This window comes from Amycolatopsis sp. lyj-109, from assembly GCF_046548995.1.
Taxonomy (GTDB): Bacteria; Actinomycetota; Actinomycetes; order Mycobacteriales; family Pseudonocardiaceae; genus Amycolatopsis.
This window is the reverse complement of sequence record NZ_JAJPWR010000002.1, coordinates 344,337-369,843: the sequence shown is the minus strand read 5'-3', so window position 1 is coordinate 369,843 and position 25,507 is coordinate 344,337. Positions and strand designations below refer to the sequence as shown.

At 71.8% G+C, this 25,507-nt stretch carries 25 protein-coding genes; 22 read left to right on the top strand and 3 right to left on the bottom strand.

What is annotated here, in order from left to right; all coding sequences use genetic code 11:
• Positions 1-78 precede the first annotated feature (78 nt).
• The 8 genes from ACLJQF_RS05460 to ACLJQF_RS05425 all read left to right on the top strand — a co-directional run bounded on the left by ACLJQF_RS05460 (position 79) and on the right by ACLJQF_RS05425 (position 7,692).
• Positions 79-1,818 carry a hypothetical protein gene (locus tag ACLJQF_RS05460; RefSeq protein WP_410607091.1) on the top strand — a complete coding sequence of 580 codons (1,740 nt, stop codon included), beginning with the start codon at positions 79-81 and terminating at the stop codon, positions 1,816-1,818.
• Between the two features lie 62 nt (positions 1,819-1,880).
• A complete protein-coding gene (locus ACLJQF_RS05455; RefSeq protein WP_410607090.1) occupies positions 1,881-2,693 on the top strand; it encodes a sugar phosphate isomerase/epimerase family protein in 813 nt (270 codons plus the stop codon).
• Between the two features lie 133 nt (positions 2,694-2,826).
• Entirely contained in the window at positions 2,827-3,645 is an 819-nt protein-coding gene (locus tag ACLJQF_RS05450; protein WP_410607453.1) for a thioesterase family protein, read from the top strand.
• 135 nt (positions 3,646-3,780) lie between these two features.
• On the top strand, positions 3,781-4,590 hold the full coding sequence (proC, locus tag ACLJQF_RS05445) for a pyrroline-5-carboxylate reductase (protein WP_410607089.1): 810 nt from the start codon (positions 3,781-3,783) through the stop codon (positions 4,588-4,590).
• A gap of 266 nt (positions 4,591-4,856) precedes the next feature.
• Positions 4,857-5,072 carry a helix-turn-helix domain-containing protein gene (locus tag ACLJQF_RS05440; RefSeq protein WP_013222402.1) on the top strand — a complete coding sequence of 72 codons (216 nt, stop codon included), beginning with the start codon at positions 4,857-4,859 and terminating at the stop codon, positions 5,070-5,072.
• Positions 5,073-5,238: 166 nt separating this feature from the next.
• Positions 5,239-5,340: a 30S ribosomal protein bS22 gene (locus ACLJQF_RS05435; protein ID WP_007030867.1), complete on the top strand. Its 102-nt coding sequence runs from the start codon at positions 5,239-5,241 to the stop codon at positions 5,338-5,340.
• A 256-nt stretch (positions 5,341-5,596) separates the two neighbouring features.
• Positions 5,597-6,640 (top strand): NAD-dependent epimerase/dehydratase family protein, encoded by a 1,044-nt coding sequence (locus ACLJQF_RS05430; protein ID WP_410607088.1) that lies wholly within the window; start codon positions 5,597-5,599, stop codon positions 6,638-6,640.
• Positions 6,637-7,692, top strand: coding sequence for a lysophospholipid acyltransferase family protein (locus ACLJQF_RS05425; RefSeq protein WP_410607087.1), 1,056 nt, complete (start codon positions 6,637-6,639; stop codon positions 7,690-7,692). The genes ACLJQF_RS05430 and ACLJQF_RS05425 overlap by 4 nt, the downstream gene beginning before the upstream one ends.
• 151 nt (positions 7,693-7,843) lie before the next feature.
• Here the strand turns inward: ACLJQF_RS05425 and ACLJQF_RS05420 are convergent, their stop codons facing one another.
• The 3 genes from ACLJQF_RS05420 to ACLJQF_RS05410 all read right to left on the bottom strand — a co-directional run bounded on the left by ACLJQF_RS05420 (position 7,844) and on the right by ACLJQF_RS05410 (position 10,722).
• Positions 7,844-8,746, bottom strand: a complete 903-nt coding sequence (locus ACLJQF_RS05420; protein WP_410607086.1) for an HAD family hydrolase — start codon at positions 8,744-8,746, stop codon at positions 7,844-7,846.
• Positions 8,747-8,844: 98 nt separating this feature from the next.
• Positions 8,845-9,915 (bottom strand): DUF5667 domain-containing protein, encoded by a 1,071-nt coding sequence (locus tag ACLJQF_RS05415; protein WP_410607085.1) that lies wholly within the window; start codon positions 9,913-9,915, stop codon positions 8,845-8,847.
• Positions 9,916-10,029: 114 nt separating this feature from the next.
• Complete coding sequence (locus ACLJQF_RS05410) at positions 10,030-10,722, bottom strand: sigma-70 family RNA polymerase sigma factor (protein ID WP_410607084.1); 693 nt, start codon at positions 10,720-10,722, stop codon at positions 10,030-10,032.
• Between the two features lie 331 nt (positions 10,723-11,053).
• Here ACLJQF_RS05410 and ACLJQF_RS05405 point away from each other — a divergent pair, with 331 nt between their 5' ends.
• From ACLJQF_RS05405 to ACLJQF_RS05340, 14 genes are all read left to right on the top strand, one after another.
• A complete protein-coding gene (locus ACLJQF_RS05405; protein WP_410607083.1) occupies positions 11,054-12,565 on the top strand; it encodes an AMP-binding protein in 1,512 nt (503 codons plus the stop codon).
• A 19-nt stretch (positions 12,566-12,584) separates the two neighbouring features.
• Positions 12,585-12,824, top strand: a complete 240-nt coding sequence (locus ACLJQF_RS05400) for a glutaredoxin family protein (RefSeq protein WP_325152089.1) — start codon at positions 12,585-12,587, stop codon at positions 12,822-12,824.
• Between the two features lie 57 nt (positions 12,825-12,881).
• Positions 12,882-14,462, top strand: coding sequence for a molybdopterin-dependent oxidoreductase (locus tag ACLJQF_RS05395; RefSeq protein ID WP_410607082.1), 1,581 nt, complete (start codon positions 12,882-12,884; stop codon positions 14,460-14,462).
• Positions 14,463-14,899: 437 nt separating this feature from the next.
• Positions 14,900-15,814 carry a redox-sensing transcriptional repressor Rex gene (locus ACLJQF_RS05390; protein WP_410607081.1) on the top strand — a complete coding sequence of 305 codons (915 nt, stop codon included), beginning with the start codon at positions 14,900-14,902 and terminating at the stop codon, positions 15,812-15,814.
• 73 nt (positions 15,815-15,887) lie between these two features.
• The gene (locus ACLJQF_RS05385; RefSeq protein WP_410607080.1) at positions 15,888-17,195 is read left to right on the top strand and encodes a glutamyl-tRNA reductase; all 1,308 of its coding nucleotides are present in this window, start codon (positions 15,888-15,890) and stop codon (positions 17,193-17,195) included.
• 20 nt (positions 17,196-17,215) lie between these two features.
• Positions 17,216-18,145, top strand: a complete 930-nt coding sequence (gene hemC, locus ACLJQF_RS05380) for a hydroxymethylbilane synthase (RefSeq protein ID WP_410607079.1) — start codon at positions 17,216-17,218, stop codon at positions 18,143-18,145.
• 80 nt (positions 18,146-18,225) lie between these two features.
• Entirely contained in the window at positions 18,226-19,758 is a 1,533-nt protein-coding gene (locus ACLJQF_RS05375; RefSeq protein ID WP_410607078.1) for a uroporphyrinogen-III synthase, read from the top strand.
• A gap of 118 nt (positions 19,759-19,876) precedes the next feature.
• Entirely contained in the window at positions 19,877-20,848 is a 972-nt protein-coding gene (gene hemB / locus ACLJQF_RS05370) for a porphobilinogen synthase (protein WP_410607077.1), read from the top strand.
• Between the two features lie 17 nt (positions 20,849-20,865).
• Complete coding sequence (locus ACLJQF_RS05365; RefSeq protein ID WP_410607076.1) at positions 20,866-21,402, top strand: hypothetical protein; 537 nt, start codon at positions 20,866-20,868, stop codon at positions 21,400-21,402.
• Entirely contained in the window at positions 21,399-21,839 is a 441-nt protein-coding gene (locus ACLJQF_RS05360) for a hypothetical protein (RefSeq protein ID WP_410607075.1), read from the top strand. Before ACLJQF_RS05365 ends, ACLJQF_RS05360 begins: the two co-directional genes overlap by 4 nt.
• A gap of 13 nt (positions 21,840-21,852) precedes the next feature.
• On the top strand, positions 21,853-22,191 hold the full coding sequence (locus ACLJQF_RS05355; RefSeq protein WP_410607074.1) for a hypothetical protein: 339 nt from the start codon (positions 21,853-21,855) through the stop codon (positions 22,189-22,191).
• A 63-nt stretch (positions 22,192-22,254) separates the two neighbouring features.
• Positions 22,255-23,556, top strand: a complete 1,302-nt coding sequence (locus ACLJQF_RS05350) for an efflux RND transporter periplasmic adaptor subunit (protein ID WP_410607073.1) — start codon at positions 22,255-22,257, stop codon at positions 23,554-23,556.
• The gene (locus ACLJQF_RS05345) at positions 23,553-24,257 is read left to right on the top strand and encodes an ABC transporter ATP-binding protein (protein WP_410607072.1); all 705 of its coding nucleotides are present in this window, start codon (positions 23,553-23,555) and stop codon (positions 24,255-24,257) included. The genes ACLJQF_RS05350 and ACLJQF_RS05345 overlap by 4 nt, the downstream gene beginning before the upstream one ends.
• Positions 24,254-25,456 (top strand): ABC transporter permease, encoded by a 1,203-nt coding sequence (locus ACLJQF_RS05340; protein ID WP_410607071.1) that lies wholly within the window; start codon positions 24,254-24,256, stop codon positions 25,454-25,456. Before ACLJQF_RS05345 ends, ACLJQF_RS05340 begins: the two co-directional genes overlap by 4 nt.
• The last annotated feature ends 51 nt before the right edge of the window (positions 25,457-25,507 follow it).

Here is a 25,507-nt window from a genome sequence, read left to right as displayed (position 1 = left end):
CGCCGCCGGTGTGCCGTCGGGAACCCACTCTCGAGGTGCCACAAGTGGCAACACGGTGCGCGCAGGGGATCACCAGGTATGACGGACCAGACCGGAGGCGACCAGCCGCAGAAGACCGTGGCTGAGCTGCTCGCCCAGCACGGGGCCCAGGTCGACGGCGGACGCCGTCGCCGTCGGCGTGCCGTCGATGACGACGACGAGCCCGGCACCCCCGAAACCCCGCCCGGCGCGACCGGTTCGCACCGGCGGCCCGGCGTGAGCGACACCGGCCCGCAGGCGATCATCGACCGGGTGGCGTCCGAAGGCGCGCCGCCTCCGACGGCACCGCCCGCCCGGCCCGCCGGACGGCGCCGCGCCGAGCCGCCGCCCCCGCCGCCCGCGCCTCGCGCGGTCCCGCAGGACTCCCAGCCGCTGCCCCGGCCGGTGCCGCCGCCCCCGGCGCGGCCCGTCCCCGGCGGTGCCGAGTCCGGCCAGTACGCCCGCCCGGTCCCGCAGGAGTCCGGCCAGTACGCCCGGCCGCCGCAGGAATCGGGCCAGTTCGCACGCCCGCAGGAGTCCGCGCAGCTGCCGGTGCCGCCGCGCGCCGCGCCGCGCCGCCAGCCCCCGCCTCCGCAGCCGTCGAAGCAGCTGCCGGTGCCGCCGAAGCCGTCCCAGCAGCTGCCGGTGCCGCCGCAGCCGTCGCAGCAGTTACCGGTGCCGCCGCCGTCACAGCAGTTGCCGGTGCCGCCGCAGCAGTCGCAGCAGTTGCCGGTCCCGCCGGCGGCCGACGAGACCCGCGGGGCCGTCCCGCCGGTCCGGCGCCGTCCCGGCCCGCCGCCGCCGTCGCAGCAGCTGCCGGTCCCGCCGCAGCCGTCGCAGCAGCTGCCGACGCCGCCGCCCGGCGGCCCGCTGTCGGCCCGGCTCGACGGCCTCAACGGCAGCCCGGACGCCGACATCGACGTCCCGCCGGGTCCGATGGCCAGCGGGGCGTTCGCGCCGCCGCCCGCCGCGCCCGGCCGCTCGCGCCGCGCCCCGGCGCGCCGCCCGGAGCCGAAGCGCGAGGACTACACCGAGCAGTTCTCGGCGGTCCCCGACGACGAGCCGCTCGCCCCGCCGCCGTCGAAGAAGGCCAAGAAGCCCGAGCCGCCGAAGCCGTCCTCGCCCGCCGGCCTGGCGAACTGGCGCAAGCAGCGGCAGAAGGAGCAGATGGAGGACACCGAGATCGGCGTCATGCCGGCGGTGCCCACCACCGGCGCCCCGGACGACGGCTACCCCGAGGACGACTTCGAGCCCGACGGCTTCGCCCCCGAGAGCAGCGGCTACCAGGCCGCCTACGACGCGGGTCCGCCCACCGGCACGTACCCGCCGCCGATGCCGTTCGCACCCGGCGACCGGGCCTCGCGGGCGCCGATCCCGGACGACCTCGCGCCCTACGAGCGCGAGTTCGCCGACGACTACCCGGCGGACGGCCCGGACTTCGAGCAGGACGACTACGCCTACGAGCAGGGCGAAGGCTACGAAGACGACGAGTACGACGACGCGCCCGAGCCGGCCGCGGCGCCGGAACCCGCGGCTTCGCCCGGCAAGCAGTGGCTGGCCCTGGCCGGCCAGCTGGCGATGGGCGTCGTCGGCGGGGCCGCCGTCTGGCTCGGCTTCAACTGGCTGTGGGTGAACATCCCGGCCGCCGCGCTGATCGCCGCGCTGCTGGTGGTCGTCGCGCTGGTCTGGATCGTGCGGAAGATCCGCCGCGCGGAAGACCTGCAGACGACGGTGCTGGCGGTGCTCGTGGGCTTGGTGGTGACGGTCTCGCCGGCAGCGCTGCTGCTCGTCGGCCGCTGACGCGGTGATCCGCGTCCCCTTAGCGGCCCGGCGGCGCCGCCTGCCCTGGGTGACGAGGCAGGATGGCGCGCGTGACAGACGAGCAGCCGGTCCCCGTCGGACTCAGCACGGCGTCCGTGTGGCCCCTCAAGGCGGGGACGGCCTTCGAGCTGGCCGCCGAGCTCGGCTACGACGGCGTCGAGGTGATGGTCTGGGCCGATCCGGTCAGCCAGGACGTCACGGCGCTGCGGCGCTGGTCGCGGCGCACCGGCGTGCCCGTGCTGTCCGTGCACTCGCCGTCACTCCTGATCACCCAGCGGATCTGGTCGCCTGACCCGGTCGTGCGGCTGAGGATGTCGGTCGACGCCGCCCTCGAGCTCGGCGCGCGCACGGTGGTGGTGCACCCGCCGTTCCGCTGGCAGCGCCGGTATGGGGACGCCTTCGGCGATCTGGTCGACGAACTGGAAGAGTCGAGCGGGATCGAAATCGCCGTGGAAAACATGTTCAAGGTCCGGCCGCCCGGTGGTTCGAAGAATTCGCGCGTGTCTGCGTTCCGGCCGTCGATCGATCCGACGGACGTCGGGTTCCGGCACTACACGCTCGACCTGTCCCACACAGCGGCAGCCGAGATGGACGCGCTGGCGCTCGCGCAACGGATGGGTGACGGCCTCTCGCACGTCCACCTGGCCGACGGCACGGGCGTCCCAAAGGACGAACACCTGGTGCCCGGCCGCGGCGGCCAGCCTTGCGCCGAGCTGCTCGAGAAGCTGGTCAGCAACGGTTTTTCCGGTCAGATCGTGCTGGAGATCAACACCCGGCACGCTGTCACCGCGGCGCAACGGGTCCGCGACCTGGCCGAGGCGTTGTTGTTCGCGCGGTTCCATCTCGGGCAATAACCGCGCCGGGCATAGCTACTCCCGAGTGCATTTCCGCCGATCCAACCCGTAAAGTTCGGACCGTGAACCCGTCGCTCTCGTTGCTCGTCACTTACCCGGATTCCCGAAATGGCGCGGACCGTTCGTGAGCGGAATGGACGGCACCGCCGTGTCCTTCGACACGGCGAGTGTGGCGCGGTCGCTGGGGGACGGCACCTTCACCGCGGTGCTGCGTGCGGAATGGGCCATCGGCTCGCACCCGCACGGGGGTTTCCTGCTCGCCCTGCTGGCCCGGGCGGCAGTCACCGCCCTGCACGAGCGGGGTGAGCCGCACGCGGAGCCACTGGTCGTCAGCGCGGAGTTCCTGCACGCGCCCGCGCTCGGCCCGGTGCTGCTGCGCACGGACGTCCGCAAGGTCGGCCGCCGCGCGACGGTGGTCGAGGTCCGGCTGGAGCAGCGCGGCCGCAGCTGCGTCGAGGCCCGGGTGACGACGGGCAGGCTGCCGATGCGGCGCCCGGAGTGGACGGACGTGCCGTCGATGCCGGCCGAGCCGCCCCCGGGTGCGCTGACGATGGCCGAGAGCACCGAGGGGCCGTTCAACTTGGCCAAGGGCTGCGAGGTCCGGCTGGATCCGGCCACGGCGGGGTACCTGACGGGGCGCACGGGCGAGCCGCCCCGGATGCGGCTGTGGGTCCGGCCGCGGCACAGCCTGGCCGACCCGTACTTTTCGCTGCTGGCGTCCGACGTGAACCCGCCGGTGGTGATGAACCTGGGGCGCATCGGCTGGGCGCCGACCGTCCAGCTGACGGCGTTGCTGCGCACCCGCCCGGCGCCGGGCTGGCTGCGGGTGGTGGTGGAGTCGAGGTCGGTGCACGAGTCGTGGTTCGACTCGGACGCGACGGTGGTGGACGCGCAGGGGCGGCTGGTGTGCCAGGCCCGGCAGCTCGGGCTGGCCCCGGCTCCTGGCGGCTGAGCACGCTTTGGGGAAGGGGCACTTTCACGTGAAAGTGCCCTCGGGGCGAGGGCGAGGGCGAGGCGTGGGCCGGGCGCGTAGGGCCACCTCGCCCCGGCACCGGGCGCCCGAGGCGCGTTTGGCACGCTTGGCTCCATGACGGTCATCGCGGTGCTGGGTGCGGGCAAAATCGGCGAGGCGTTGCTCTCGGGGCTGCTGCACGGCGGCCACGAAGCCGGCGACCTCCTCTTCACCGAGCGGTACCCGGCGCGCGTCGAAGAGCTGACCAGCCGCTACGGCATCCGCGGCGTCGAGGTGGAGGAAGCCGCCAAGCAGGCGGACATCCTGGTCGTCGCCGTCAAGCCGCAGGACATCGAGCCCGTGCTCGACGAGCTGGCGCCGTTGCTCGGGCCGTCGTCACTCGTCGTTTCGCTCTGCGCCGGGCTGCCCACCTCCCTGTACGAACGGCGGCTCGTGGAGGGCGTCCCCGTCGTGCGGGTGATGCCGAACACGCCGATGCTGGTCAACGAGGCCATGAGCGCCATCTCCGCGGGCCGGTACGCGACCGCGGAGCACCTCGCCGTCGTGCGGGACCTGCTTTCGCACGTCGGGCAGGTCGTCGAGGTGCCCGAAGGCCAGCAGGACGCCGTCACCGCGCTGTCCGGGTCCGGGCCCGCCTACTTCTTCTACCTGGTCGAGGCCATGATCGACGCCGGGATCCTGCTGGGCCTGCCGCGGGCGCTCGCCGGGCAGCTGATCATCCAGTCGGCCGTCGGCGCGGCGAAGATGCTCGCCGAATCCGACGAGCACCCCGTGCTGCTGCGCGAGGCCGTGACCTCCCCGGCGGGGACGACCATCAACGCCATCCGCGAGCTCGAGAAGCACGGCGTCCGCGCCGCGCTGCTGGCCGCCATCGAGGCCGCGAAGGACCGTTCGGTGGAGCTCGGCAAGGCGCACGACGCCTGAGCTTCGTGAAGGCCACCTTGAGGAACTTCAAGTTCCTCAAGGTGGCCTTCACGAAGTCGGGTCGGGCGCCCGGTTTCCCCGGAAAGGGCGATTGGCTGGGGCTTGCACGCGCGGGTGCTTGTGCGTTAGCGCTGGTAGGGGCCCATCTCGGTGACAGGCGTCGCATTAGTCCCACCAGTCCCGCTACTCTCGATAGAGCACGTGCGTGTCGATACCACAGGTGGGGAAGCCTCGTGGCGCGACACGTGTCGAAGGACGCGGTAAACATGTCGCCGAACAAAAAGGAGGATTTGCCCGCCGTCGGGCAGGTCCAGTTCCTGACGGTCGCCGAAGTGGCCACGCTGATGCGGGTCTCCAAGATGACCGTCTACCGTCTCGTGCACTCGGGTGAGCTGCCCGCCGTCAGGGTCGGGAAGTCCTTCCGGGTGCCGGAGAAAGCAGTGCACGAGTACCTCCAGGGTGCCTATTACGACGTGGGTTGAACCGGTCTCCGGGCACGCCGTGGCCTGCGGCGCGCAGCGCTACAACGTGCCCGCCGACCGGCCCGCGTGGGGTGACGGGTAACCTGGAAAACCGCTCGTGCCTGTGCGCTCCACCCGTTGGACGCTGCGCCGGGCAGCGTGACCGACGTCGACCTAAGGAGCGCCCATGGGCTCTGTGATCAAGAAGCGCCGCAAGCGCATGTCGAAGAAGAAGCACCGCAAGCTGCTTCGCCGCACGCGAGTGCAGCGTCGCAAGGCCGGCAAGTAAGCCTGCTGAGTGTGACCGTGGCCCGTCCAGTCTCTGGACGGGCCACGTCCATGTGGTGGGCAGGTTCCGCCCGTTCGAGTGAGGCGTTCGTCGCTTTCCGGTGGAACGGTGGTTAATAGCACGTGAGATAGGCCTGGGCTACCACTGAAGAGCGGTAACATCTCAAGGGCGTCCGCGCGATGCTTCCAGTGAGTGCAGGTTCGCGCGCCTCGGGTGACCGTCCACCCCCCACTTGCCCTACGCCGCAGGGAGTCGCATGCCGTCGAACATCGTGCTCGTCACCGGGGTCGCCGGGGAACTGGGCGGGAAACTGCTCGCCCGGCTGGGCAACAATCCCGACTTCGAACGGGTCATCGGTGTCGACACGGTCCCGCCGGACAAGGCGGTCCTGCAGCGGATGGGGCACGCGGAGTTCGTCCGCGCGGATATCAGGAACCCGTTGATCGCCAAGGTGATCAGCACCGCGCGGGTCGACACGGTGGTGCACGCGTCCTGCACCGCGCACCCGGCCGGGCCGGGCCGCCGCACGGCGATCAAGGAAGTCAACGTCATCGGCACCATGCGGCTGCTCGCCGCGTGCCAGCGGTCCCCGCTGGTGCAGAAGCTGGTGGTCAAGTCGACGGCGGCCGTCTACGGCGCCGGCGCCCGCTCGCAGGCGGTGTTCACCGAGGACTCCGAGCTCATCCCGACGTCGACCAGCGGGTACGCGAAGGACGCCGTCGAGATGGAGGGGTACGTGCGCGGCCTGGTGCGCCGCCGTCCGGACATCACGACCACGCTGTTCCGCTTCGCCAACATCATCGGCCCCGAGACCGACACCGTCCTCGCGCGCTACTTCGCGCTGCCGGTGGTGCCGACGGTCTTCGGTTACGACGCGCGCATCCAGCTCCTGCACTCCTCGGACGCGTTGTCCGTGCTGGAACGCGCGACCGTGACCGACAAACCCGGCGTGTTCAACGTCGGCGCGGAAGGGGTACTCACCCTTTCGCAGGCGATCCGGCGAGCCGGCCGGGTCGAGCTGCCGATGCCGCGGAGCGTGGTGCCGTCGGTCGGCAAGGTCCTGCGCGGTGCTCGCGTCGTGGACTTCTCCGCCGATCAGGTCCGGTTGCTGAACTTCGGCCGGGTCGTCGACATCGCCAAGCTGAAGCAGGAGTTCGGGTACACCCCGCGGTGGACCACGCGTGAGGCGTTCGACGACTACATCGTGGGACGCGGGCTCCGCCCGGTGCTCGACGGCAGCAAGCTGGCCGGACTGGCCGGACGGGTGCTCGTGGCCGCGGCTACGGGCCAGAGCCGGTGAGCAGGCCACACGACTACTTCGGAAGCGAGGCGGTAACGGTGGGCGGTGCCGAAGCGCAGGTCATCCCCCTACACGGACCGGGCCGGGAGAAGCCGGAAGCCGTAGCGGCCGAGCGGGACCTCCGCGAGCAGGACGCCGCCAGGGACGACGCGCCGGTCGTCGCGTTCCCCGGTGGCGTCGACCAGCCGATGCCGGCAGAGCCCTCGTTCGAAGAGTCACTGTCGGACGCGGCTCGCTCCGCGCTCGGCTTCATCCGCGACCGGCTGACGGGCGACTACACGGTCGACGAGTTCGGGTTCGACGCCGAGCTGACCGAAGCGGTGTTCCTCCCGCCGCTGCGTGCGCTGTACAAGAAGTGGTTCCGCGTCGACACGTACGGCGTCGAGAACCTGCCGGCGGCCGGCGGCGCGTTGCTGGTGTCCAACCACTCGGGCACGATCCCGCTCGACTCCCTGATGACGGCGGTGGCGGTCCACGACGAGACCGGCGGCCGGCACCTGCGCGGCCTCGGCGCCGACCTGGTGTTCCAGGTGCCGCTGGTGGGGTCGTTCGCCCGCAAGTCCGGCCAGACGCTGGCCTGCCACGCGGACGCCGAGCGCCTGCTGCGCAAGGGCGAGCTGGTCGGGGTGTGGCCGGAGGGCTTCAAGGGCGTCGGCAAGCCGTTCGCTTCGCGCTACAAGCTGCAGCGCTTCGGCCGCGGCGGCTTCGTGTCGGCCGCGCTGCGCGCCGGCGTGCCGATCATCCCGGTGTCGGTCATCGGCGCCGAGGAGATCTACCCGAAGCTCGGTGACATCAAGGTGCTGGCCCGCATGCTGGGGCTGCCGTACTTCCCGGTGACGCCGTTCTTCCCGATGCTGGGCCTGCTGGGTGCGGTCCCGCTCCCGACGAAGTGGAGCATCGAGTTCGGCGAGCCGATCTCGACGGATGCGTACGGCCCGGACGCCATGGACGACCCGATGCTGGTGTTCCAGCTGACCGACCAGGTGCGCGAATCCATCCAGCAGACGCTGTACCAGCGGCTTTCGCAGCGGAAGTCGGTCTTCCGCGGCTAAGGCTCGTGAGTGGTAATGAGGGTTCCGGCGAACGTTCTATTGCCGACCTACGTGTCAGTCGGGGCAGGAACGGCCAACTCACGCACCGGAACGGCCAACTCACGCACCGGAACGGCCAACTCGCCGGCGGTGTGCGTTCCCGGCCGCGCGTTCAGCGGCGGCGGTAGGCCATGCCCGCCGCGACCGCGCCGGCCAGCGCTCCGGCGCCGAGCACCGACGGCACGCCGATCTTCGCCGCCTTGCGACCGGTCCGGAAGTCGCGGATCTCCCAGCCGCGCGCCCGGGCCACGTCCCGCAGGCCGCCGTCCGGGTTGACCGCCACCGCCGTGCCCACCGCCGACAGCATCGGGATGTCGTTCGCCGAGTCCGAGTACGCCGTGCAGCGCTTGAGGTTCAGGCCCTCGCGGGAGGCCAGCGCCCGTACCGCGTGGGCCTTCGCCCGGCCGTGCAGCAGGTCACCCACCAGGCTGCCGGTGTACACGCCGTCGCGGGTCTCCGCGACGGTGCCCAGCGCCCCGGTGAGGCCCAGCCGGCGGGAGATGATCGCCGCCAGCTCGATCGGGGTGGCCGTCACCAGCCAGACGCGCTGGCCGGCGTCCAGGTGCATCTGGGCCAGCGCGCGCGTGCCGGACCAGATCTTGTCCGCCATCAGCTCGTCGTAGATCTCTTCGCTGATCGATGTCAGTTCCGCGACCGTGCGGCCGGCCACGAAGGACAGTGCGCGCTCGCGGTGGGTCTTGATGTCTTCTTTGTTCTCGCGGCCGCCGAGCCGGAACTTGATCTGGCCCCACACGAACCCGGCCAGGTCCGACGACGTGAAGAACTTCCGCGCCGCGAGCCCACGGGCGAAGTAGAAGATCGACGCGCCCATCATCATCGTGTTGTCGACGTCGAAGAACGCGGCCGCGGTGAGGTCCGGTGGCGCCGGCGGGGTGGGCGGCTCAGCGGCCTCGGAGACCACCCGGGCGTGGGCGGCCTCGGCCGACGCTTCGCCCGCGAGCGCGGCGAGCCGTTCGAGCTCCTGACTCTTGTCCCTGCCACGCCAAGCTGACACGCACACCGCCTCCACGTCTGCCCACGTCTGGCCACGTCCCGGTCCTGTGCACAGCGTAGCGAGCCGCCCACCGCGCCGTCGCAGGTGTGGGCGGGACCTCAGCCGATCACGATCGGCGGCAGGCCCGGCAGCAGCGGCGGGATCGAAATCAGCGGCGGCTGGGACGTCGTGGTCGTCGTCGACGGCGGCCGGGACGTCGTCGACGACTGGCCGTACACCGGCGGCGGCGTCACCCCGCCGGTCGGGGCGGGGATGCCCGGCGTCGCCGCGGCGTCCGACGGCGGCAGCTGCGTGCCCGTCGGCCCCGGCGCCGTGCCGTCCGTCGACGAGGGCGCGACCGACCCCGAGGTCGGCTGGCTGCCGGCGGCGGGGGCGGGCCGTTGCGTGCACTCGCCGGTCGCCGGGAGCGGGCCCAGCTCGTCGGACGTGCCGGTGGTGATCTGGTAGCAGTTCATCCGCGCCACCAGGCCGCTCGTGCGTTCCTGGACCTTGTTCAGCAGGTCCCGGACGTCGCCGAACACCGGCGCCGCGTCCGCCGGGAGCGGCTGCGCGGCCAGCCTCGTCGCCTGGTTGCGTGCCCACAGCCGGACGTCCGACAGCGCTTGCGTGCCACCGCCGTCGCTGGTCGCCGCGGCGGACATCTGGGCGACGCCGGCCTGCAGGTCGGCGGCGAAGTCGTCGTACGCGGTCCGGTAGTCGGCCTCGCTCGCGTCTTCGGTGGCCAGCTCGCCGAGCTCGGTGATCCGGTTGGTGGCGAACTCGAGGTGCTTGCGCGCCTTCTCCTGGTCACCGAACGTCAGGCCCAGCGCGGTCGACTCGCCGGCGCGCTTGACGCTGTACAGCGGGTCGCCGGGCAACGCGGTGCGCGAGAGCACCAGCGTCAGCCCCGAGAGGACGAGGAAGAGGAAGAGCGCGGCGGCCACCAGGTCGGCGGTCCGCGGCCGCCACCTCCGACGTGGGCCGGCGGCCGCCGCCGTCTCCAGGCGGCCCGCGATCTCCGCGCGGATCCGCTGCCGGGTCTCCAGGTCCGGGGACCCAGCCTCGCCGAGGTCGCGCAGGGCACCGACGAGCGCGAGTTCGTCGGCGAACTCGCCGCCGCGGCGTACCGGCGACGGCTCCAGGGCGCGCGCGAACCGCTCGCTCTCGGCTCGCTCACGCGCAAACCTCACGGCGCTGCTCTCCATCTCGGGCCTCGGCCGGCCTGACACCGGTCTGCGTGGAGTAACGATCCGGAGGCCGCGAGGGTTACCGGTTTCGGTCGACGAACGGAAAACTTCGCGGGTTCAGCGCAATCCGGTGGGCAGAAGTTGTGCCAATCGGCGTACGGCGCGGTGCTGGAGCGCCTTGATCGCTCCTTCGTTGCGGTTCATGATCGCGGCCGTCTCGGCCACGGACAGGCCCTGCAGGAACCGCAGGACGATGCATTCGCGCTGGTCGTCGCCCAGCTCCGCGACGCAGCGCAGCAACTCGGCCCGGGTGGCGCGGCTGATCGCCTCCTGCTCGGGGCCGGCCTGGGCGGTCGCGCCGACGACGAACGGCGCCGAACCGGGCTCGGTCACCTCGTCGGTGACCACCTCGAGCTTGAACCGGCTCGACTTCACGTGGTCGAGCACGAGGTTGCGGGCGATGGTGACGAACCAGGCGCCGACGTCACGTCCCTGGTAGCTCACCGACGTGATGCGGCGCAGCGCGCGCAGGAAGGTCTCGCTGGTGACGTCCTCGGCGAGATCGCGGTCGCCGAGGCGGAACAGCACGTACCGGTAGACGACGTCGACGTAGCGGTCGTAGAGCCGGCCGAACGCGGACGAGTCGCCGTCCTGCGCGGCCCGCACCAGGTCCCAGGCCTCGGCCTTCGCTGCCTCGGCGCGCTCGTCGTCGGCCGCCTGCCTGCTCATCGGCACGGCCGACGTCCGTCCGAAGACGCGCTCGGCGAACATGAAGACGGGCCCACGGCTCACGGCGGTCGGCACGGTCATCGGGCGGCACCTCCGGCGGTGGCTTCGACCCAGCGGGCCACGGTATCCCCGGTGCCCCCGGAACCCCCGGAACCCGGACGAGCAAGGGCCTGCCGGCTCGCATGCCCCACGACCTCGTGGGCAGGCAAGTTCCTCACGGCGACTCCCTCTCTCCGGTCGCGACGGTGATCAACAATCCGGCGCGACGCAGTGCAGCATACGTGTGGTTACCGCTAAGTAGGTAGTGGTTCCGGGGTTGTGCAGACGCGACGCTCGCGGTCAGCACCCATGACGTCGCTTCAGATGACAGACTTGCAACGGTTGGCGCCGGGCGAGGAGAGGTGGGTCGCGGGTGAGTGCTCCAGAGGGGACGCAGCCGGGGGTCGGCGGGCTGCTCACACGGGCCGCGGCCGCGTGGCCGGAGCACCCGGCCGTGCTCGAAACCGGCACCGGACGCGGCTTGACCTACCGCGAAGCCGACGCGGCCGCCCAGGCCCAGGCCCGCCGGCTGGCGGAGGCGGGCGTCGAACCCGGCGACCGGGTCGGGCTGCGGCTGCCGACGTCGGTGGACTTCGTGGTCGCGTTCTTCGGCGCGCTGCGAGCGGGCGCGGTGGTCGTGCCGCTGTCGCCGCAGGTGCCCGGGCCCGAACTCGCGAAGCTGCTCGAGCACAGCGGCGCGAAGGTCGTCGTCCAGCGCGACGAGGACGAGGATCTCCCGGGCGGCGTGAGCCGGCTCACGCCGGGGGGTGACCCGGACGGAGGAGGCGAGTTCCCCGGCGCCGCGCGGTCCGGAGAGGACATCGCGGTCATTTCGTACACGTCCGGCACGACCGGGCCGCCGCGCGGGGTGATGCTGTCGCACCGCGCGCTGCTGGCGAACCTCGAGCAGATCAACTCGATCGAGGGCGTCCTCACCCGCGACGACCGCGTGCTGATCACCATCCCGCTCTTCCACGTCTACGGCCTCGGGCCCGGCCTCCTGCAGGCCACCGCCGTCGGCGCGACCGCGGTCCTCTCCGAGCGCTTCGAAGCCCAGCGCACGCTGGACGACTGCGCCGAGCACGGCGTCACCTCGATCACCGGCGTCCCGACGATGTACGGCGAGTTCGCCGCGCTCGGCGCCGACGAGCTCCGCCGCGGCCTGGCCACCGTGCGGCAGATGACCTCGGGCGCCGCGCCGCTGCACCCGAAGGTGCTGACCGCGATCCGCGAGGCCGCCGGCATCGACGTCTACGAGGGCTATGGCCTCACCGAATGCGCGCCGGTGGTGACGTCGACGCTGGTCACCGGGTACCCGAAGCCCGGCTCGGTCGGGCGGCCGCTGCCCGGGATCGAGCTGCGGCTGGTGGACAGCGACGGCACCGACCAGGCCGTGCCGCTCGACCCGGACGACGTCGACGACGTCTTCGAGGCCGACGGCGAGACCGGGCTGGTGTCGATCCGCGGCGCCAACCTGTTCTCCGGCTACTGGCCCGACGGCGGCCAGGGCCCGGACGCCGAGGGCTGGTTCCGCACCGGCGACGTCGGCTACCTCGACACCGACGGCGACCTGCACCTGGTCGACCGGGCCAACGACCTGATCATCGTCAACGGCTTCAACGTCTTCCCGCGCGAGGTGGAAGCGGTGATCGATCAGCTGCCGGAGGTGGCCGAGGCCGCCGTTGTCGGAGTCGTGGACGAGCGCAGCGGCGAGGCGGTCAAGGCGGTCGTCGTGCCGGCGGCCGGAGCGGCGCTGTCCGAGCAGCAGGTCGTCGACCACTGCGCGGCCCACCTGGCCGGGTACAAGGTGCCGCACCTGGTCGAGTTTGCCGAGTCGCTGCCGCATTCGGCCACCGGGAAGCTGCGCCGCCTGCGGTTGCGGTAGGTGCGGTAGGAAGGACGCCATGGCGCACGAAGTGACGGTGATGGGCCGGGACGGTTGCCACCTCTGCGAGGTCGCGGAGGCGGACGTCGCCCGGATCTGCGGTGAGCTCGGCGTCGCCTGGAAGGCCGAGGACGTCGACACCGACCCGGAGTGGCGGGCGGAGTACGGCGACCGCGTCCCGGTGATCCTGGTCGACGGCGCCGAGCACGGGTACTGGCGCGTCGAGGAGGACCGGCTGCGGCGCGCGCTGCAGCCGTAACACGTCCGTAAGCCACATCGGGCAGCCTTCCGGAGCGAGGGCTCCGAAGATGGAGGCGTGAGCACTTTGCAGGACGCGCCGCCCGAGGCGCCTCGACGGCTTTCGCTGCCGGTCGCGACGCTGATCGGCCTTCTCGCGCTGGCCGCCGCCCTCGGCGTCGGGCACCTGGTCGCGGGCTTCGTCGGGTACACGGCTTCGCCGTTCATCGCGGTGGCCAACTACGTCATCGACCACAGCCCGACCCCGGTCGTGAAGTGGGCTGAACGGACGCTGGGCACCTGGGACAAGCCGGTGCTCAAGATCGGCCTCGCGGTGGTGCTGGTCCTGTTCGCGCTGCTCGCCGGGCAGCTGTCGCGCCGGACGCCGCGGACCGGGCAGGTGCTCGTCTTCGTCCTCGGGGCCGCCGGCGTCGCGGCCGTGTACGCGCGCAGCGACCTCGGGCAGGTTTCGCTGCTCGCACCAGTCGCCGCCCTCGTCGCCGCCCTGACTGTGTTCACCTACCTCCACCGGTGGGCACTTTCACGTGAAAGTGCCCACCAGGGGGCGGCACTTTCACGTGAAAGTGCCGCTGCGTCCCGGAGGGTGTTCCTGCGGGCCGGGGTGGGTGTTGCCGCGGGGTCGGGGATCGCGGCCGTCGTCGGCCAGGTCGCCGGGACGAGCTCGAACGCCGAGGACTCGCGGGCCGCCGTCGGGCCGCTCGTGCCCACGCGCACCGCGCCGCCGCTGCCCGCAGACGCCGACTTCGCGAAGCTCGGCTCACCGCCGTTCCTCACGCCGAACGCGGACTTCTACCGCATCGACACCGCGCTGGTCGTGCCGCAGCTCCGTACCGAGGACTGGAACCTGCGCATCCACGGGATGGTCGACCGCGAGATGACGTTCTCCTACGCCGACATCCGCAGCCGGCCGCTGATCGAGCGCCGGGTGACGCTGACCTGCGTGTCCAACGAGGTCGGCGGGCCACTGATCTCGAACGCGAGCTGGATCGGCGTCGACCTCGCCGAACTGCTGGCCGAGGCCGGGGTGCAGCCGGGCGCGCAGCAGATGTTCGCCACCAGCACCGACGGCTGGACGTGCGGCACCCCGGCGAACGTCGCCCTCGACCCGGCCCGCGGGGCGATGCTGGCGATCGGGATGAACGGCGAGCCGCTGCCGGTCGAGCACGGCTTCCCGGCCCGGATCGTCATCCCCGGCCTGTACGGGTACGTGTCGGCGACGAAGTGGGTCGAATCGCTCGAGTTCACCCGGTGGGACGCCCGGCAGGCGTACTGGCTGACCCGCGGGTGGGCCGAGCAGGCGCCGATCAAGACGGAATCGCGGATCGACACGCCGAGCGGGTTCGCGGGCGTCACGGCGGGCAAGGTCCGGCTGGCGGGTACGGCGTGGGCGCAGCACACCGGCATCGCGAAGGTCGAGGTCCGGCTGGACCAGGGGCCGTGGCAGCCGGCGACGCTGTCGGCGGAGGTGAGCAAGGACACCTGGCGGATGTGGTGGATCGAGCTCGACGTGCCGAAGGGGACGCACCAGGCGTCGGTCCGGGCCACCGACCAGGACGGCTACACGCAGACGGAGAACCGCGCGGACCCGGTTCCGGACGGCGCCACCGGCTGGCACTCGGTCACCCTCGACGCCCGCTGAACCGCCCGCTGAACCCGTCCTCCGGAGGTCTTGAATGACTCATTCAGGACCTCCGGCGTCCTGAATGAGTCATTCAAGACCAGGTGGCCGGTCGGGATGGCGACCAGTCCGCCGAAGCCGTTCACCGGACCCGGTGCGCCGCTCGCCGCGCCGCCGGGGCCATGCTGCCGGCCGGCATTCGATCACCGTCCTCGCGCGCCGGACCGGGAAGTGCCTGCCGGGCAAGGATTCTGACGCGGTGTCGTGATCGCCGGCGGGTGGCCGCGGGCCGGGAACCGCCTCCGACCAGTGACTTTGTGCACGCGTTCACAAGTGGTCTACCGTAGTGCCGTCGCCCGGAGACGGTCGGTATCGAACCGGACCCCGGGTCCTGGGTCAAGACACAGTTCCGAATGGCGATGGCCGCCAGACGCGCACAGCGGGCAGGAGATTACGGCGTGGTGACACAGCGGGGGAGGCGCGACGCGGCGGACTCCCCGGACCGGTCGCCCCGGCGGCCCCGCCGTCCGGCCGGCCCCGACGCCGACAACGCCCCCACCGCCGAAATGCCCGCGGTACCCGCCGGTGAGCCGGGCCGCAACGGGGATGCCCCCGAGGCCGTCCGGGCGAAGTCCATTCCCGAGGCCGCCGTCGCGCGGCTGGCCGTCTACCTGCGAGTGCTGTCCGGAATGTCCGAACAGGGCGCGACGACCGTTTCGAGCGAAGAGCTGTCGCAGGCCGCCGGCGTCAATTCCGCGAAGTTGCGCAAAGACCTCTCCTATCTGGGCTCCTACGGCACCCGCGGCGTCGGCTACGAGGTCGGCGTCCTGGTCAGCCAGATCGAGCGCATCCTCGGCCTGACCCGCCAGCACAAGGTCGCCGTGGTCGGGATCGGCAACCTGGGCCACGCACTGGCCAACTACGGCGGCTTCCCGGGGCGCGGGTTCCCGGTCGAAGCACTGTTCGACCTGGACCCGGACCTGGTCGGCGTGCCGGTCGGCGGCCTCCCCGTCTCGCACATGGACGACATCCCCCGGGTCTGCGCCGAGCGCGGCATCTCCATCGGCGTGATCGCCACCCCGCCCACCGCGGCGCAATCGGTGTGTGACCGGCTGGTCGCGGGCGGTGTGCAGTGCATCCTCAACTTCGCTCCCGTCGTGCTGCAGGTTCCTGCTCACATCGAGGTCCGCAAAGTGGATTTGGCCGTCGAGCTGCAGATACTCTCGTTCCATGTGGCCCGCCGCGCGGATGACGCCGCCGGCAGTCAGGGCAATTCCGGATTACCCGGTGCGGTTCTCCCGGCCGAGAATGGGAACGGCAGGCGGAACGGCTCGGGTCCGGACGGCGGACGGGAAATGGTGGTGCGCTCATGAGCGAGCTTGCGAGTGAATCAAACAACACAGCGCCTGCCGCTCAGGCCACGCCGAGCGTCAGCGAGGTGTGCGCATGAGCGTTTTGGCGGTCGGTCTCTCGCACAGAAGCGCGGAGCTGAGCACGCTCGAACGCGTGGCGGTGCCGGCGCCCGAGATCGGCAAGGTCCTCGACGAGCTGCAGCAGGCCGAGCACGTCAGTGAGGTCATGCTCGTCTCGACCTGCAACCGGATCGAGGTCTACGCGGTCGTCGAGACCTTCCACGGCGGCCTCAACGACGTCTCCGAGGTCCTCGCCCGCCAGGCCGGGATGGTCCCCGCCGAGCTCTACGACAGCCTGTACGTGCACTACGCCGGCGCGGCCGTCGAGCACCTGTTCTCCGTCACCTCGGGCCTGGACTCGATGGTCGTCGGCGAGACGCAGATCCTCGGCCAGATCCGCGCCGCCTACGCCACCGCGCGCGAGGCCGGCACCGTCGGCCGCACGCTGCACGAGCTGATCCAGACCACGCTGCGCGTCGGCAAGCGCGTGCACACCGAGACCGGCCTCGACGCCCTCGGCGCGTCGGTCGTCTCCGAAGCGCTCGCCGCGGCCGGGGACGTCACCGGCAAGCACGCCGTCATCGTCGGGGCCGGCTCGATGGGTGCGCTGAGCGCGTCGCAGCTGCGGAAGGCCGGGATCGGCGAGATCACCGTGGCCAACCGCACCGACGCCCGCGCCCGCCGGCTCGCCGCGAACTCCACCGAGCAGGGCGTGCCGGCCCGCGCGATTCCGCTGTCCGCGGTCACCGACGCCGTTCGCGACGCCGACATCGTGATCTGCTGCACCGGCGCGCAGGACGCCGTCTTCGGCCCCGAGCAGGTGCTGCCGCGCGGCGGCCGCGCCCTCGTCGTCTGCGACCTCGGCCTGCCCCGCGACGTCGACCCCGAGGTCGGCGAGCTGGCGGACGTCCGGGTGGTCGACCTGGCCACCATCCAGCGCCGGATGCGCGAGGCGGGCACGCCGACCACCGAGCGCCAGACGGCCAAGGCGACCGGGATCGTCCTCGACGAGGTGCGCGACTACCTCGCCGGGCAGCGCAGCGCCGAGGTGACGCCGACCGTGACCGCGCTGCGCCGCCGCGCCGCCGAGGTCGTCGACGCCGAGCTGCTGCGGCTGGACAACCGCCTGCCCGGCCTGGACGGCGCCGTCCGCGAAGAGGTCGGCCGCACGGTCCGCCGGGTGGTCGACAAGCTGCTGCACGCGCCGACGGTGCGGGTCAAGCAGCTGGCCGCCGAGACGGCCGACACCGACTACGCGAACGCGTTGCGTGAACTGTTCTGCCTCGACCCGCAGGCGCCCGCCGCGGTGGCGAGCCCGAAGCCCCCATCAGAGAAGAAGTAGTAGTGACCAGAGTCATTCGCATGGGTACGCGCGGTTCGAAGCTCGCGCTCGCCCAGACCGGGACCGTCGCCGACGCCCTGCGCGCCACCGGCGCCGAGGTCGAGATCGTCAAGGTGACCACGCCCGGTGACCAGTCCTCCGCACCGATTCCCACGATCGGGGTCGGCGTCTTCACGTCGGCGCTGCGGGAGGCGTTGCAGCGCAACGAGGTCGACGTCATCGTCCACTCGTACAAAGACCTGCCGACCGCCCCCGAACCGGGCATCACGCTGGCCGCCGTGCCGCCGCGCGAGGACCCGCGGGACGCGCTGGTCGCGCGCGACGGGCTGACGCTCGGCGAGCTGCTGCCCGGCGCGAAGGTGGGCACGGGCTCCCCGCGGCGCACCGCGCAGCTGCATGCGCTGGGTCTCGGTTTGGAAATCGTGCCGATTCGCGGCAATATCGACACCCGCATGCGCAAGGTCTCCGACGGCGAGCTCGATGCCGTGGTGCTCGCGCGTGCCGGACTGGCCAGGATCGGCCGGGCCGAGGCGATCACCGAGACCCTCGACCCGATCCAGATGCTGCCCGCGCCCGCACAGGGGGCGCTGGCGGTGGAGTGCCGGGCCGCCGACGTGGACCTCGAGCAGCTGCTCCGGTCCACATTGGACGACGAGAGCACGCGGGCCGCGGTGACGGCCGAGCGGGCTTTGCTGGCCGCGCTCGAGGCGGGGTGCAGCGCGCCGGTGGGTGCGCTCGCCGAGATCGTCGAAGATCTCGACGCCGAGGGCAAGGTCGTGGAACGGATCTCACTGCGCGGCACCGCTGCCGCGGAAGGCGAGAACGGCGCGGTGGACATGGTCCGGGCCATCGCGCTGGCAGACCTGGACCAGGCCGCCCAGCTGGGCAAGGACCTGGCCGCCGAGCTGCTGGACCTAGGGGCCGGAGCACTCTCCGGTCCCGCCGAGTGACCTGGGCGTCACACATCCGAACGTAGGAGACCTGTGGCCGGGCGATCCCGCACGGCCGCCGCAAGAGGAGAAACGCACAGATGACCCCCGCGCGAAAGACCACCGGGCGCGTAGCCTTCGTGGGCTCCGGGCCCGGCGACGCCGGCCTGCTCACCGTCCGCGCCCAGGAACTGCTCACCAAGGCCGAGGTCGTGGTGACCGACCCCGACGTGCCGCAGTCCGTGCTCGCCATGGCCGCCGAGGGCGCCGAGGTCCGGCCCGCCGTCGGCGAGGCCACCGAGGTCGCCAAGGACCTGACCACCGAGGCCAAGGCCGGCAGGCTGGTGCTGCGCCTGGTCGCGGGCGACCCGCTGACCACCCCGGCCGTGGTGGCCGAGGTCCAGGCGGTCGCGCGCACGAGTGCCGTGTTCGACGTCATCCCGGGTGTCTCCCCGGCCGCGGCCGTCCCGGCGTACGCGGGCGTCGCGCTGGGCGGCACGCACACCGAGGTAGACGTCCGCGGCGACGTCGACTGGGCGGCCCTGGCCGCCGCGCCCGGCCCGCTGGTGCTGCACGCGACGTCGGCGCACCTGGCCGAGGCCGCGTCGGCGCTGACCGGCAACGGCGTCCCGGCGTCGACCCCGGTCGCGGTCACCGCGAACGGCACCATCAACACCCAGCGCACCCTCGACACCACGCTCGAGAAGGTGGCGAACGACGCCGGCGAGCTCGTCGGGCCGCTGATCGTCACGATCGGCCAGGCCGCCGGGCAGCGCTCGAAGCTGTCGTGGTGGGAGTCGCGCGCGCTGTACGGCTGGAAGGTCCTGGTGCCGCGCACCAAGGAGCAGGCCGGCGAGATGGCCGAGCGCCTGCGCGGCCACGGCGCGACGTCGCACGAGGTGCCGACCATCTCGGTCGAGCCGCCCCGCAGCCCGGCGCAGATGGAGCGCTCGGTCAAGGGCCTGGTCGACGGCCGCTACCAGTGGATCGTCTTCACCTCCACCAACGCGGTCCGCGCGGTGTGGGAGAAGTTCGAGGAGTTCGGGCTCGATGCTCGTGCGTTCTCCGGCGTGAAGATCGCCTGTGTGGGTGAGTCGACCGCGGCGAAGGTGCGTTCGTTCGGCATCATCCCGGAGCTGATCCCGTCGGGGGAGCAGTCGTCCGAGGGCCTGCTGGCCGAGTTCCCGCCGTACGACGACGTGCTCGACCCGGTCGACCGCGTGCTGCTGCCGCGGGCCGACATCGCCACCGAAACGCTGTCGGCCGGCCTGCGCGAGCGCGGCTGGGAGATCGACGACGTGACGGCCTACCGGACCGTCCGGGCCGCCCCGCCGCCCGCCGACACCCGCGAGATGATCAAGACCGGCGGTTTCGACGCGGTCTGCTTCACCTCGTCTTCGACCGTGCGGAACCTGGTCGGCATCGCCGGCAAGCCGCACACCCGCACGCTGGTCGCGTGCATCGGCCCGAAGACCGCCGAGACCGCGGTGGAGTTCGGGCTCCGGGTCGACGTCCAGCCGGAGAAGGCCGACGTCCCGCACCTGGTGGACGCCCTCGCCGAGCACGCCGCCCGGCTGCGCGCCGAGGGTGCGCTGCCGCCGCCGCGCAAGGCGAAGCGGGCCCGCCGCTCCTGAGGCCGTAGTTCGTGAAGGCCACCTTGAGGAACTTCAAGTTCCTGAAGGTGGCCTTCACGGCTTTTCGGCCTCGCGGGTCGGCGGCCGGGCGTTCACCGATCGGGAGTAACTTGGAGGGGTGTTCCCCGAGCATCGTCCCCGCAGGCTTCGCACCACCCCGGCCATGCGCAGGCTGGTGGGCGAAACGACGCTGCGGCCACGCCAGCTGATCCTCCCGATGTTCGTCGCCGAAGGGATCGACGCGCCGCGGCCGATCTCGAGCATGCCCGGCGTCGTCCAGCACACCCGTGACACGCTGCGGAAGGCCGCCGTCGACGCGGTCAACGCCGGCGTCGGCGGGCTGATGCTGTTCGGCATCCCGGCCACGCGCGACGCCGAGGGCTCCGGAGCCGTCGACGAAAAGGGCATCCTCAACGTCGCCCTGCGCGACCTGCGCCAGGAGCTCGGTGACGCCACCGTGCTGATGGCCGACACCTGCCTCGACGAGTTCACCGACCACGGCCACTGCGGTGTCCTGGACGCCGACGGCGGGGTCGACAACGACGCCACCCTGCGCGTCTACGCCCAGATGGCCATCGCGCAGGTCGAAGCCGGGGCGCACGTGCTCGGGCCGAGCGGGATGATGGACGGCCAGATCGGCGTCATCCGCCGGGCGCTCGACGAGGTCGGCCACAAGGACGCGGCGATCCTCGCCTACTCCGCGAAGTACGCCAGCGCGTTCTACGGCCCCTTCCGCGAGGCCGTCGACTCGCAGCTCAAGGGCGACCGCAAGACCTACCAGCAGGACCCGGGCAACGGCCGCGAGGCGCTGCGCGAGATCGAGCTGGACCTCGCCGAGGGCGCGGACATGATCATGGTCAAGCCCGCGCTGGCCTACCTGGACGTCATCAAGGCGGCGGCGGACATCTCCCCGGTGCCGGTGGCGGCGTACAACATCTCGGGCGAGTACGCGATGGTCGAGGCCGCCGCGGCGAACGGCTGGCTCGACCGCGAGCGGACGGTCCTCGAAGTGCTGACGTCGATCCGCCGGGCGGGTGCGGACATGATCCTCACCTACTGGGCCACGGAAGCCGCTGCCTGGCTGGACTGACCCGTTAGAGTCCACGCGTGGAAGACAAAGAGGACCTCACCGGTCTGACCGACGACGAACGGCGCAAACAGGGCCGGTCGCCCGACCCGGTGCTCCCCGGCGAGAAGGCGCCCAAGGTGACCCCGCCGCGCCCGGTGGCCGTGTCGTTCTGGCTGTGGCTGGCCGGCGGTGTGGTGCTGATCCTCGGGTACGTCCAGCTGATGGCGGGCAAGTCCGCGGTCATCGCCCGGTACGTCGAGGGCACGAAGGACCCGAAGATCACCCCGCAGATGATCGCGGACGGCGTCACGGCGATGCTGTGGTTCCTCCTCGTCGGGTCGGCCGTGTTCACCCTGCTGTTCCTGCTGTTCGCGTACAAGGCCCGCGAAGGCACCCGCTCGGCCCGGACGGTGCTCACCGTCCTGCCGATCGTGATGGTGCTGCTGATCTTCACCTTCGCGCCGGTCCTGACGTACCTGACGCTGGTCGCGGTGCTGCTGTTCGTGATCGCGCTGGTGCTGCTGTACCTGCCTTCGGTGAGCGGCTACTTCCCCAAGGTCGGCAAGAAGCTGTGAGGCTTTACGCCGAGTCCGGCGTGAGCTGGGCGGCGATCGGCTGGGGCCCGGTGTTCGCGCTGGTGGGCGCGCTGGCCGAGCTCGTGACGGGTGGCCCGGTGCACGTGGTGGGCTGGCTGATGGTCGGGTTCGCGCTGTGCGTCATCACGATGCCGTGGGTGTACGCGCGCCGCCGGTTCCTCTCGCTGGAAGTCACGACCGAGCAGCTGCGGCAGGGCCGGGAGCAGGTGCCGGCCGCGCAGATCGCTTCGGTGACGGACGTCGGGACGCCGGTGGGGGCGCGGGTCCTGGGCGGGGGCTGGTCGGTGCCGCGGAAGTACGACGAGCTGCCGGTGAAGCTGGCGGACGGCACGGTGGTGCTGGCGTGGGCGAAGGACGTCGAGGCGCTGCAGGACGCGCTGGACCGGCTCGTCCGGGCGACACCGCGCGAAGCATGAGAAAATCGGAATCGTGATCGACCTTCCGCAGCCCACCGGCGCCGAGCTCTGGCCGCCGGAAGAACCCGGCCCGTCCGCGCGGCTGCACAAGCCGTGGCGGACGCTCGTCGCCGTCGTGGAGGTCCTGCTCGCCGGGCTCGCCGGCTGGGTGGCCTACCTGTGCTGGCACGACAGCGTCGCCACCGTGGTCACCCGGACCGACGACGGCGCCGTGCTCGAATCGCACCGCTACTTCGGCGGGCTGCTCGCCGCCGCCATCGGGCTCGGCACCGTGGTCGCGCTGCTGCTGGTCGACGCGGTGCGTCAGCTCTCGCTCGCCATCCGTGCGCGGAGGCCCAAGACCAAGGCCTGATACACAGCTGGCGCACAGGCAACGAACAGTTCATTGCTAAGCGGCGGCACCAAAGTTTGCCGCATGACGCGCGTGCGTGCCTCGAAGGCATGGGTGATCAACGGAGCTCTGGTCGTACTGCTGGCCGGGGCGGGATTCGGGATATATCAGGCATTCGGCCCGGAACCGAGCTCGGCGCAGGCGCAGTCGCGCAGCACCCCGGTCCGCCGGGCGACGGTCACCGAGACCGTCTCCGCGGCCGGGACCCTCGCCAGCAGCTACACCGGTGCGGCGAACTTCGCGACGGCCGGCAAGGTCACCTCGATCGACGTCAAGGTCGGTGACGTCGTCAGCGCCGGGCAGAAGCTCGCCACCGTCGACAGCACCCAGGCGGCGAAGCAGCTTCAAGTCGCGAAGGCGAACCTCGCCGTCGCGCAGAACGGCCTCGACACCGCCGAGACGGCCGAAGACACCCCGGCCACCGGACAGAACAACCAGAACAGCCAGAACAGCGCCCAGACGGCGGCGAACAACGTCACCTCGGCGCAGGCGAAGCTCGACCAGGCCCAGCTCGACGTCCAGACCGCGCAGCAGGCGCTCGACAACACGGTGCTCTACGCACCCGGCGCCGGCACGGTCACCGCCGTCAGCGGCGCCGTCGGGCAACAGTCCTCCAGCGGCTCCTCGGCCACGAGCCAGTCGTCGAGCAGCAGCGGTAGTGGCCAGGGTGGCCAGGGCTCGTCGTCGAACTCCAGCTCGGCCGCGTCTTCGTCATCCAGTAGCAGCGGGTTCATCACCATCACGAACCTGACCGGCCTGGTCGTCAACACCTCGGTCGCGGAGATCGACGTCAGCAAGGTCAAGGCGGGCCAGAAGGCCACGGTGACCCTCAACGCGCTGCCGGACAAGCCGATCCAGGCCACCGTGTCGAGCATCAACCTGACCCCGACCACCAGTGGCAGCGTCGTCTCCTACGGCGCGCAGCTGGCCCTGACCAGCCCGCCGGACGGGCTGCGGCCCGGCCAGTCGGCGAGCGTCGTGATCACCGTCGCCGAGGCGGACGACGCGCTGAGCGTGCCGGCCGCGGCGGTGCAGACCGTCGGCAGCACCAACCTCGTCACCGTGCAGGAGAACGGGCAGAACGTCACCCGCCAGGTGCAGGTCGGGCTGCGCGGCGAGTCGACGGTCCAGATCACCTCCGGGCTGACCGAGGGCGAGAACGTCGTGCTCACCGCGACCGCTTCGACCGGGACCGCCGGCGGAACCGGACGCACCGGAGGCACGGGCGGCACCGGCGGCTTCCCCGGCGGCGGGACGGGCGGCTTCCCGGGTGGCGGCCAGCGCGGCACCGGCACCGGCGGCGGCGGTTTCGGCGGACGCGGATGAACCCGGTGATCGCGGTCTCCGCGCTGCGCAAGACCTACGGGGCCGGTGAGACGGCGGTGCACGCGCTGCGCGGCGTCGACCTCACCGTGTGGCCCGGCGAGTACGTCGCGATCATGGGCGCGTCCGGCTCGGGGAAGTCGACGCTGCTGAACATGCTCGGCTGCCTGGACGTACCGACGTCCGGCCGGTACCTGCTGGACGGGTTCGGCGTCGGAAAGCTGAACGAACGGCAGCTGGCGTTGCTGCGCAACCGGAAGATCGGCTTCATCTTCCAGTCGTTCAACCTGGTGCCCAGGACCTCGGCGTTGTCCAATGTGGAATTACCGCTGATCTACAGTGGACTCCGCCGGTCGGAGCGCCGCCGTCGCGCGCTCGCGGCGCTGGAAATGGTGGGGCTGTCCGACCGGGCCAAGCACCTCCCGAGCGAGCTCTCCGGCGGCCAGATCCAGCGCGTCGCGGTGGCGCGGGCGCTGGTCACCGGCCCGGCGATGCTGCTGGCCGACGAGCCGACCGGCAACCTCGACCGGCGCAGCACCGCGGACGTCCTCGGCGTGTTCGACCGGCTCAACTCCCTCGGCCGCACCATCGTCGTCATCACGCACGAGGACGAGGTCGCCGAGCACGCGCACCGCGTCGTCCGGGTCGACGACGGGCTCATCGTGTCGGACGAAGTGACGCGCGCGGTGGGGGCGGTCTCGTGAACCTCCTCGAAATCCTGCGGTTCGCGGTGCGCGGGCTCACCGCGAACAAGCTGCGCTCGGCCCTCACCACGCTCGGCATCACCATCGGCGTCGCCGCGGTGATCCTGCTGGTCGCGGTCGGCAACGGCGCGTCGGCGGCCATCGCGGCCAGCATCCAGGGGCTCGGCACCAACGTCGTCAACGTCTCCCCGGCCCGCGGCGGCGGGCAGGGCGCGTCGGCGCGGCCGCTGACCGTGCAGGACGCGCACGCCCTCGTCGACCCCGTCGGCGCGCCGGACGTCAAGGCCGCGTCACCGGTGGTCAACACGACGGCGACCGCGACCTACGGGCAGACGTCCTACGACATCTCCAGCGTCGCCGGCACCGAACCCGCGTACTTCACCACGACCAACCGCGAGCTCGCCGAGGGGCAGCTGTTCACCAGCGAGGACGTCACGGCCGCGCGGAAGGTCGTCGTGCTCGGCCCGACGACGGCGGAGTCGATCTTCGCAACCACCGACCCGGTCGGCAAGAACGTGCTGCTGAACAGCATCCAGTTCACCGTGATCGGGGTGCTGCAGGCCAAGGGCAGCACCGGCCTCCAGAACGCCGACGACGTCGCCATCGCCCCGATTTCGGCGGTCCAGAACTCCCTCGCCGGGTACGGCAGCCTCAGCCAGATCGCCGTCCAGGCCACCAGCGCGGACTCCGTCTCGCTGGCCCAGTCCGAGATCACCGCGATCCTCAACGCCCGCCACGGCATCCGGCTCGGCGGCACCCCGGACTACCAGATCCAGAACTCCGAGCAGCTGCTCGCCACCCGGACGTCGGCGACCGAAACGTTCACCGTGCTGCTGGCGGCGGTCGCGGCGATCTCGCTGCTGGTCGGTGGCATCGGCGTCACCAACATCATGCTGGTCACGGTGACCGAGCGGATCCGCGAAATCGGCATCCGCAAGGCCATCGGCGCCCCGCGCTCGGCCATCCTCGGCCAGTTCCTCGCCGAAGCGACCATGCTCAGCCTGTTCGGCGGGCTGCTCGGCGTCGCGATCGGGCTGATCGGCAGCCGGTTCACCATCTCCGGGATCAAGCCCGTCGTGGTGCCCTCGTCGATCCTGCTCGCCTTCGCGGTGTCCGCCCTGATCGGGCTGTTCTTCGGCAGCTTCCCGGCGAACCGCGCCGCCAAACTGAGGCCCATCGAGGCCCTGCGTCACGAATAGGAGTCCCCATGCCTTCCTCCGCCGACCGGGCACTTTCACGTGAAAGTGCCC